The sequence below is a fragment of the Dactylosporangium sp. NPDC050688 genome (assembly GCF_040654515.1).
Classification (GTDB): Bacteria; Actinomycetota; Actinomycetes; order Mycobacteriales; family Micromonosporaceae; genus Dactylosporangium.
The window spans coordinates 320,118-330,139 of the sequence record NZ_JBFAIC010000003.1 but is presented as its reverse complement, the minus strand read 5'-3'; the positions used below and the strand labels follow the sequence as shown (position 1 = coordinate 330,139).

Genomic DNA, 10,022 nt, shown 5'->3' with positions numbered 1-10,022 from the left:
TGCGGTGCGGTCTGCGGTGCGGTCTGCGGTGCGGTCTGCGGTGCGGTCTGCGGTGCGGTCTGCGGTGCGGTCTGCGGTGCGGTCTGCGGTGCGGTCGAGGAAGTCCTGCAGCTCGTCGAGGGTGTCGGGGATCTCCGCGCCCGCGGCCATGTCGGGCAGGTCGTCCTCCATATGGTGCAGCGGCCGGTACGCCAGGCCGAGCGCGCCCCACCCGGCGAGGAGCACGCCGCACGCGAGCAGGATCAGGGCGGTGCCCCGGTCGGCGCCGGTGCCGACCACCCGGCCGAGCGTGCCGGCGAGCGCGCCGCCGGGGGCCAGCAGCGGCGCCGCGGCGCCGGTGAGCAGCGGCGCGGTCAGGAACGCGGCCGGGGTCATGGCGACCGCCAGCATCTGGTTGGTGGCCAGGACCCGGCCCTGCAGGTCCAGGCCGACCTTGACCTGGATGATGGCGAGCCAGTGCGCGTTGAGGATGGTCAGCGACGCGTACCAGATGAGGCTGCCGGCGGCGGCGACCGCGGTCGACGGGCGCAGGCCGACGAGGACCGCGCCGAGGCCGACGCCGATGACGAAGCCGACCATGCCGGTGGCGCGGCGGTCGGCGCCGCCCCACAGGACCATGACGAGGGCGCCGAGGCCCGCGCCGACGCCGCTGCAGGTCGTGACGACGCTGACCGCGGTGGTGCCGCCGAACGCGTACACGGTGGGCACGGTGACCGCGAGGGCGAGCATGGCCAGGTAGTTCTCCACCACGAAGAACCCGATCATGATCATGAGCGGGCGGCGGCGGGTGAGGAACCGCCACCCGCCGGCGATGGCGCGGGCGAACGTCTCCTCCTGGCGGCGGAACAACCGGTCGGGAAGGCGCACCACGAGCAGGGTGCCGACGCCGACGAGCAGCGACGCGACGTCCACGGCGACGACCCACGGCATGCCGAGCGCGGTGATGAGCGCCCCGCCTGCGAGGGGCGCGATCAGCATGCCGATGCCAGGGCCGAGGTTCGCCAGGGCGTTGGCCTGTCCCAGGTACGGCTTCGGCACCAGCTGGGCGACCGCGGCCAGGTACGCGGGCCGGTGGAACGCGGTGACCGCGGACAGCAGCCCGGCCAGCAGCCCGACGCTCCAGATCTCCAGGCGGCCCGCGGCCAGCAGCCCGACCACCACGGACATGACGGCGGCGCCGGCGCCGTTGCAGGCCAGCATGATCCGGCGCCGGTCGAACCGGTCCGCGACCGCGCCGCCGAGCGGCAGCAGCACGATGGCGGGCAGCAGGGCGAGCATGGTGACCAGGGCGTAGTCGGCGACCCGGCCGTGCTGCTGGTACGCCCACACGCCGAGCGCGAAGGAGCTGAGGGCGGCGCCGATCAGCGACGCGGTCTGCCCGGCCGCCATGAGGTAGAACTCGCGCAGGTCGCGGCGGGCCCGGCCGCCGGTGACCGCGGTGTGCACCGGCGCCGGCGGCCGCCCGGCCCGCCAGTCGGTGACCGCGCCGGCGATCTGCTCCGCGGCCGCGGCCGCCTGGTGCTTGAGGAAGTAGTGCCCGGCGCGGGGCAGCACGGCGAGGGCGACCCGGTCGGCGAACGCGCCCCACTCGGCGTACCGCTCCTCGTACAGCTGCGTGGAGCGGTCGCGGGCGCCGATGAGGCACAGCACCGGGGCCCGCAGCCGCCGCCGGTCGGTGCCGGTCAGCTCGCGGCTGAACCACGTCTGCGCCTCGTCGACGTCGTGGCGCAGCCCGCGCAGGATCACGTCGGTGTCGAGCCCGGCGTCGTCGTCGAGGCCGCCGAGGGTCCGCAGGAAGTCCCGGTACGCCCGGTCCGACGTCCACCAGGTGGCCGGGATCCGCCGGTGCAGCCAGGCGGTGACCCGGCCGGGGAGCCGGGCGGCGGGGAAGCTGCCGCCGACGACGAGCCCGGCGACGTCGCGGCCGCCGGCCTCCAGGCGCAGCGCGAGCTCGGTGGCGGCGGCGGAGCCGACGCAGTGGCCGTACACGAGGACCGGGCCGGGTGGCAGGTCCGCCATCACCCGCTCGACCAGCTGCGCCATCGGCAGGGTCGGCTCGTCGGGGCGGGCCGGGTCGTGCCCGGGCAGCTCGACCGCGAGCACCGCCGCGCCCGGCAGGCGCCGCGCCAGCTCGGTGGCGAGCGGGCCGTACGCGGCGGCCGAGCCCCCGCCGTACGGGACGCACACGACGTTGAGGGTGGCGCCGGCGGCCGGGCCGGCGAGGCGGTGCAGCAGGGCGGTGGCGCCGCTGCCGCCGTCGAGGTGGGCGGCGAGCTCGCGGACGGTCGGGTGGGTGAACAGGTCGATGACGCGCAGCTGCGGGTCGATGGCGCGCACCGCGCGCACCGCCTTGAACGAGTCGCCGCCGAGGGCGAAGAAGTCGTCGTCGGCGCCGACGTCCACGCCGTCGAGGACCTGCGACCAGGCCGCCGCGACCAGCACCTCGGTCGGGGTGCGCGGCGCGACCCGGGTGGCCGCGGCGGGCGGCTCGGGTGCGGGCAGTGCGGCCCGGTCGACCTTGCCGTTGGCGGTGAGCGGCAGCCGGTCCAGGGCGACGAACGCCGACGGCACCATGTAGTCGGGCAGCCGGTCGCGCAGCGCGGCCCGGATCCGGGCCGGGTCGGCGGTCGCCGGCGTGACCCAGGCCGCGAGCCGGCGCGTGTGCGCCTCCCCGACGGGCAGGACCACGGCCTCCCGCACGCCGCCTGCGGCGCGGACCGCGGCGGCGACCTCGTCGAGCTCGACCCGGAACCCGCGGATCTTCACCTGGTCGTCGACCCGGCCGAGGATGTGCACGAGGCCGTGGGCGTCGACGCGGACCCGGTCGCCGGAGCGGTACCGGCCGCCGGTGAACCGGGGGTCGGGGCCGTGCAGGTAGCCGCGGGCGACGCTGGGGCCGCCGATGCGCAGCTCCCCCGGCACCCCGGCCGGCACGGGCCGCCCGGCCCGGTCGGTGACCTGGCAGGTGACGTTGGCGAAGGGCCGGCCGATCGGGACCGTGCCGTGCCGGCGCGCGGCGGGGACCTCGCGCACGTCGCAGCCGAGGACGGACACGGTGGTCTCGGTCGGGCCGTAGTGGACCTGGACGTCCAGGTCGGGCCGGGCCTGCTCGATGCGTTCGACGAGCTGCCACGGGCAGGGTTCGCCGGCCAGGACGAGCAGCCGGCGGGGCAGCAGCGCGGCGAGGTCGCCGTGCGCGGCCAGCAGCTGCAGGTGGCTGGGGACGAGCTTCATCGCGTCGACCGGGTGCGCGGCGAGGTACGCGGCGAACGCGGCCGGGTCGGTGGCGGTCTCCCGGTCCACCAGGTGCGCGACGCCGCCGGTGGTCAGGGCGCCGAACAGGTTGGTCATGCCGAGGTCGGCGGCGTGCGTGGACACCAGCGCGTACGAGCCGTGCCGCCCGATGCGCCCGGCGACGGCCTGCAGGTAGTGGGTGATCTGCCGGTGCTCGACGGCGACGCCCTTGGGCTTGCCGGTCGAGCCGGACGTGAAGATCACGTACGCGAGGTGGTCCGGCGGCACCGGCACCGCCGGCGCGGGCCCGCCGGTGACATCGGCAGTGACATCGGCGACGACGATCGCCTCACGGCCGGGCACCCGGTGCGCGAACGCCGCCTCGGTGAGCACCCACCGGACCGCGGCGGCGTCGAGGATCTCCGTGACCCGCCCGTCGGGGTAGCCGGGGTCGACGGGCAGGTACGCGGCGCCGGCCCGCAGCGCGCCGAGCAGCGCCACGGGCAGGGCGGTGCCGCGCTCGGTGAGCACCGCGACCGGCTCCTGCGGCCGGACCCCGGCGGCCAGCAGCCGCCCGGCGACGGCGGCGGCGCGCCGGTCGAGCTCGGCGTAGGTGAGCCGGCCGTCGGCGGCGACGACCGCGGTCGCGTCCGGGGTCGCCGCCGCGTGCCGCGAGATCAGCTCGTGCAGCGGCAGGTTCAGGTCGAACCGGGCCGGCGGGCCGTCCGGCCCGCCCGGCGCGGCGGGCTCCAGGGGCAGCTCGCCGACCGGGCGGTCCGGCGCGGCGACGAGCCCCGCCAGCAGCGTCACGAACCAGCCGGCGAGGCGCCCGGCGGTGGCGTCGTCGAACAGGTCGGTGCGGTAGACCAGGCTGCCCTCGTACCCGCCGCCGGCCCGGGACAGCCCGAGGTTCAGGTCGTACTTGGTGGTGCGTACCGGCAGGTCGGCGATGCGCGCGTCGACGTCCGGCAACCGCAGCGGCGCGGCCGGCTGCTCCAGGACGTTGAGCAGTACCTGGAAGATCGGTGTGGTGGCGAGGTTCCGCTCGGGCTGCAGGCGCTCCACGATCTGCTCGAACGGGGTCTCGGCGTGGGCGAGGGCGTCGATCGCGGTCTCCCGGGCCCGGGCCAGCAGCTGCCGGCCGGTCGGGTCGCCGGAGCAGTCGGTGCGCAGCACGAGGGTACCGATGAAGCAGCCGATCATCCGCTCGACGTCGGGGTGGTGCCGGCCGGCGGCGGGGACACCGACGGCGACGTCGTCCGTGCCGCACACCCGGGCCAGCAGCGCCTGCCAGGCGGTGAGCAGCACCATGAACGGGGTGGCCCCGCACGCGGCGGCGAGCTCGCCGGCCCGCGCGGCGAGGCCGGCGGGGACGGTCACCGGCACCTGCCCGGCGGCGGCCCCCGCGACGGCGGGGCGGGGCCGGTCGGTGGGCAGGTCCAGCACCGGCGCCAGGCCCGACAGCCGCCGCACCCACCAGTCGAGGTCCACTGTGGACGTCTCGCGGTGGGCCTGCCAGCGGGCGTAGTCGGCGTACTGGACCGTGGGCGCGGCCGGCGCCGGCACGCCCGTGACGCGGGCGGCGTACAGCTGCCCGATCTCGGTCAGGGCCAGGTCCACCGACCACGCGTCGAACGCGATGTGGTGCACGACGAGCAGCAGCACGTGCTCGTCCGCCCCCGACCGGCCGATGAGCGCGCGCAGCGGCGGCTCCTCGGCGAGCCGGAACACCCGCCGCCGGAAGCCGTCCAGTTCCCCGTCGGTCTCGACGGGCACGTCGTCCGCGCTGCCCAGCACCGCGGTCGGTACGCCGTCGCGGTCCACGAACCGGGTACGCAGCACGTGGTGCCGTTCGGCGAGGTCACGGACCGCGCCGGTCAGCGCGGCCACGTCGAGCGGGCCGGTGAGCCGGACCGTGGCGGTCACGTGGTAGGCGGCGCTGTCCGGCTCCAGCTGGTGCATGAACCACAGCCGGGCCTGCGCCGGGGACAGCGGTGCCGGCATGGCAGGGTCGCCGGCGGGGATCGTGGTGGCGGTGGCGGCGGCGGTACGGGCAGCGCGGCGCGCCCCGGCCAGCCGCTGCTGCAGCAGTGAGCGCTGGCTGTCGGTGACCGTCACGCCTGCGTCACCTCGGCCAGCAGCAGCGACTCGAGGGCCGCGGCGAACCCGGCGAGGACCGGCTGCTCGAACAGCAGCCGCACCGGCACCGGGAAGTCCAGCGCGTCGCGGAGCCTGCCGACGACGAGGGTCGCCGACAGCGAGTGCCCGCCGAGGGCGAAGAAGTTGTCGTGCACCGACAGGTCGTCGCGGCGCAGCACGGCACCCCACACCTCGGCGACCAGTTGCTCGGCCTCGGTGCCGGGCGCGACCCGGGCCCGGGTCTGCTCGCCGGAGTCGGGCAGGGCGGTGCGGTCGACCTTGCCGGAGCCGTTGACCGGCAGCGCCGGCAGCGTCATCCACCGCCGCGGCACCATGTGGTCCGGCAGCGCGGTGCGCAGCAACGTCTCCAGCCGCGCCGGGTCGGGGGTCGCGCCGGGCCGCGGCACCACGTACCCGACGAGGTGCGCGTCACCGGAGCCGCCGCCGGCGACCGCGACGACGGCCTCGGCGACGCCGGGCGCGGCCCGCAGCTGCGACTCGATCTCGCCGAGCTCGATGCGGTGCCCGCGGACCTTCACCTGCTGGTCGCGGCGGCCCAGGAAGTCCAGGAGCCCGTCGGTGCGCCAGCGCACCAGGTCGCCGGTGCGGTAGCAGCGCGCGCCGGGCCGGTGCGGATCGGCGACGAACGCGGCCTCGGTCAGCTCGGGCCGGGCATGGTAGCCGCGGGCCACGCCGGCGCCGCCGATCCACAGCTCGCCGGCGGTGCCGGGCAGGGCGAGCCGGCCGGCATCCGGGTCATGGGGGTCCATCACGTACACCCACTCTCCGGGCATCGGCGTGCCGATCGGCACGGTGTCGCCGACGGGCGCGGTGACCCGGTACATCGTGGAGGTGACGGCGGTCTCGGTCGGGCCGTAGCCGTTCCAGAACTCGCCGAGCCGGGCGGTCAGCTCCCGGGCGAGGGCGGGGTCGACGGCCTCGCCGATCGCGACGGCCCGCACCGCCGGCGCCCGCCAGCCGGCGGCGACGAGCATCCGGAACGTGGTCGGGGTCGCGGTCATCACGGTCACGCCCGCCTCGGTGATCCGCTGCGCGACGAGGTGCCCGTCGACGGCGACGGCCCGGTCGAGCAGGACCAGCCGCAGCCCGTGGCCGAGGGCGACCCACAGCTCGAGGCCGGCCACGTCGAAGGAGAGCGCGGTGAGGCCGAGCATCACGTCGCCGGGGGTCACCGGCATCAGCGCGCACTGCCCGGCGACGAACGCGGCGAGGCTGCCGTGGCTGAGCTCGACGCCCTTGGGGCGGCCGGTCGAGCCGCTGGTGTAGAGGATGTACGCCAGATCGGCCGGCTTGACGGACGGCAGCGCGCCGGGCGGGCCTCCGGTGAGGGCCGCGGCGAGGTCCACGACGGCGGTGCCGGTGCCCTCGGTGAGCTGCCGCGCCAGGTCGAGGGTCTCCGCGGTGGCGAGGACGACCCCGGCGCCGGAGTCGCCGAGCTGGTAGCGCAGCCGTTCGACGGGGTGGTCGGGTTCGAGCGGCACGTACGCGGACCCGGCCTGCCACACGCCGACGAGGGCGGCGGGCAGGTGCCGGTCGCGGGGCAGGCAGATCCCGACGGGGGTGCCGGGTCCGGCGCCGTGCGCGCGGACGGCGGCGGCGACGCGTGCCGCGGCCCCGGTCAGCTCCTGGTAGGTGAGGGTGCCGTCGCGGGCGTCGACGGCGACCGCGCCGGGGCGCGCGGCGGCCTGCGCGAGGACGGCGTCGAGCACCGTGGCGGGGGCGCCGGCGGGCAGCGCCGGGCCGGTGCCGAGGGTGAGCAGCGCCGCGCGTCCGGCGTCGCCGAGCAGGTCGAGCCGGGACAGCGGCCGGTCCGGGTCGGCGAGCATCCCGTCGAGCAGGGCGAGCAGCCACCGGGCCCACCGCTGCACGGTCTCGCGGTCGAACAGGTCCCGGCGGTAGCTGATGAAGCCGTCGTACCCGCCGTCCCGGCCGGTGAGCGACAGGCTCACGTCGAACTTGTTGGAGTCCAGCGGCGACTCGAGGCGTTCGGCGCGCACGCCGGGCAGGACCGGGTCGCGCTGCGGGGTCTCGAGCAGGAACAGCATCGACTGGAAGATCGGCGTGGTGGCGGTGGAACGTTGCGGCGCGACGGCCTCCACGACCTGCTCGAACGGCGCGGCGGCGTGCCCGAACGCCTCGAGGGTCGTCTCCCGGACCCGGTCGAGCAGCTGCCGGCCGGTCGGGTCGCCGGACAGGTCGGTGCGCATCACCAGGGTGTTGATGCAGCAGCCGACGACCTGTTCGGTGGCGCGGTGGTGCCGGCCGGACTCGGGGACGCCGACGGCGACGTCGTCGCTGCCGCACAGCCGGCCGAGCAGCGCCTGCCAGGCGGCGAGCAGCACCATGAACGGGGTGGCGCCGCCGGCGCGGGCGGCCTGCCGGATCCGGGCGGCGAGCGCCGGCGGCAGCTGGACGGGCTCGTAGCCGCCGGTCCAGTCGGCGACGGCCGGGTACGGGCGGTCGGTGGGCAGGGCGAGGGCCGGGGCGAGCCCGGCGAGCCGGTCGACCCAGTACGCGACGTGCTCGCCGGTGGCGCCGGCCGCGCGGGTCGCCTGCCACTCGGTGACGTCGGCGTACTGCAGGCGCGGCGGCGCGGGCGGGGCGGTACGGCCGAGGCGGGCGGCGTAGAGGGCGCCGACCTCGTCGAGCATCAGGTCCTGGGACCACGCGTCGGTGGCGATGTGGTGCACGGTCAGCGCCAGCACGTGGTGCTCGGCGCCGAGGCGGAACAGCGTGGCCCGCATCGGCGGCTCGCGGTCCAGCCGGAACGGGCGGCTCACCTCGGCGCGCAGCGCGGCGGCGAGGCCCGCCTCGTCCGCGTCCACAAGGGACAGTTCGATCCGGTCGGCGGGCCCGGCGACCGCGACGGGCCCGTCCGGTAAGCCGTGTCCCGGGGCGGGCGTGACGATGACGCTGCGCAGCACCTCGTGCCGGGCGGCGACGTCGCGCAGCGCCGCGAGCAGCGCGCCGGCGTCGAGCGGGCCGGTCAGGCGCAGCACGGCGGGCACGTGGTAGATCGACGTGTTCGCCTCGAACTGGGCGTTGAACCACAGCCGGCGCTGCGCCGGCGACAGCGGCTGCGGCGCGTCCGGATCGGCGCGGCGCGGGATCTCCGCGCCGTCGTCGGCGACGGCGGCCCGGGCCGCCGCGACCCGCCGCTGCATGAGCTCCCGCAGGGTGTCGCGGGACGGTGCGGTGTCCTCGTGGGTGTGCTGGTCAGACAAGGTCATAGTCATTTCCCCGGATGGTTGTGGCCGGGTGTGGCCACGATGTCGTCCATGACAAGGCGCTCCAGGCGCTCGGCGAAGTCGGCGAGCACCGGGTGGTCGAAGAGCAGCCGCACCGGCACCGCGCAGCCGAGCGTGTCGCGCAGCCGCCCTGCGACCCGGGTCGCGGCGAGGGAGTGCCCGCCGAGGCCGAAGAAGCTGTCGCCGGCGTCGATGCGGTCCGTGGCGAGGATCTGCGCCCACACGTCGGCGACCAGTTCCTCCATCACCGACGCCACCGGCCGGCCCGCCGTGGCCGGCCCGCCGGCCTGGTCCGGTTCGGGCAGCGCGGCCAGGTCGACCTTGCCGCTGGGCAGGGTCGGCAGCGCGTCGAGCACCACCCAGCGGTGCGGGACCAGGTACTCGGGCAGCCGGCGGCGCAGGTGCTCGGCGGCCTGTGCGCCGGTGACCGCGCCGGGAACGGTACCGGCGACGTAGCCCACGAGGTGCGCCTCGGCGCCGTGCCCGCGGGCGGTGACGACGGCGTGCGCGACATCGGGGTGACCGCGCAGCGCCGCCTCGATCTCGCCGAGCTCGACCCGGTACCCGCGGATCTTCAGCTGGTGGTCGCGGCGGCCGCGGAACACGAGCTCCCCGTCGGGGCGGCGGCGGACCAGGTCGCCGGTGCGGTAGCAGCGCCCGCCGGGCACCGCCGGGTCCGGCACGAACGCCGCTGCGGTCAGCTCCGGCCGCCGGTGGTAGCCGAGGGCGGGGCCGGCGCCGCCGATCCACAGCTCGCCGGTGACGCCCGGCGGTGCGAGCCGGCCGAGCGGGTCCATGACGTAGAGCCGCTCCCCCGGCAGCGGGTGCCCGATCGGCACGGTGCCGTCAGTGCCGTCCACGTCGTCGGCGGCGGTCACCCGGTACGCCGAGGACAGAACGGTCGCCTCGGTGGGGCCGTACACGTTCCACAGCTGCTGGACCCGGGGCAGCAGGTCGCGGGCGAGGGCCGCGTCGAGGGCCTCACCGCCGGGCCACACCCGCAGGTCGGGGGTGCCGGTCCAGCCGGACGCGAGCAGGGTCCGCAGCATCGTCGGCGGCACGTTCATCGCGGTGATCCGGTGCTCGGCGATGCGGTCGGCGAGCCGGAACCCGTCCACGGCGCTGTCCCGGCCGACCACCACGCAGCAGGCGCCTGCGCCGAGCGACGTCCAGATCTCCGCGCACGAGGTGTCGAAGCTGAGGGTCGCGACGGCGAGCATCCTGTCCCCGGGCCCGAGGCCGGGCTCCAGGCGCAGCGCCTCGGTGAGGGCGGCGAGGCCGGCCTGCGCGACCGCGACGCCCTTCGGGGTGCCGGTCGACCCGGACGTGTACAGCAGGTACGCGAGGTCCCCCGGCCCGACGGGCGGCAGCGCCGGGTCT

The 10,022-nt window shown here is 76.8% G+C and carries 3 protein-coding genes; all 3 read right to left on the bottom strand.

The genetic code is table 11. The annotated features are described in order from the left end of the window. Positions 1-5,352: amino acid adenylation domain-containing protein (locus AB0H83_RS05555; RefSeq protein WP_360087290.1), on the bottom strand; the 5,352-nt coding region annotated here is incomplete at its 3' end. Beyond that, entirely contained in the window at positions 5,349-8,624 is a 3,276-nt protein-coding gene (locus tag AB0H83_RS05550; RefSeq protein WP_360087287.1) for an amino acid adenylation domain-containing protein, read from the bottom strand. The genes AB0H83_RS05550 and AB0H83_RS05555, both read right to left, overlap by 4 nt. A gap of 2 nt (positions 8,625-8,626) precedes the next feature. After that, positions 8,627-10,022: non-ribosomal peptide synthetase (locus AB0H83_RS05545; protein ID WP_360087284.1), on the bottom strand; the 1,396-nt coding region annotated here is incomplete at its 5' end.